This is a genomic window from Xenorhabdus bovienii, from assembly GCF_024721015.1.
Classification (GTDB): Bacteria; Pseudomonadota; Gammaproteobacteria; order Enterobacterales; family Enterobacteriaceae; genus Xenorhabdus; species Xenorhabdus bovienii.
In genome coordinates this window covers 1-223 of the sequence record NZ_JANAIF010000503.1, presented here as the reverse complement: position 1 = coordinate 223, position 223 = coordinate 1, and the positions used below count along the sequence as shown (strand labels likewise).

The 223-nt window shown below is 60.1% G+C and carries 1 pseudogene; it reads left to right on the top strand.

The annotated features are described in order from the left end of the window. Positions 1-223: pseudogene (locus NXS07_RS21515) on the top strand (baseplate assembly protein); the annotation flags it as partial.

The window sequence follows — 223 nt, the reverse complement described above, 5'->3', positions numbered from 1 at the left end:
GTGCTGTACCTCTACCCCACACCGGAGTATGAGCCGATATTGCAGGATGTGCAGGCACGGCTGGCCCGCTACACGGCGGAACAGCACCGGATTGGCCGCGATATCGTACGCAGTGCCATCTTTGCCGCCCTGCATGCCCCCGGCGTCCAGCGTGTTGACCTGAAAACACCGGCTAAAGACATGGTGCTGGATAAAACCCAGGCCAGTTTTTGCACCCGTTCGG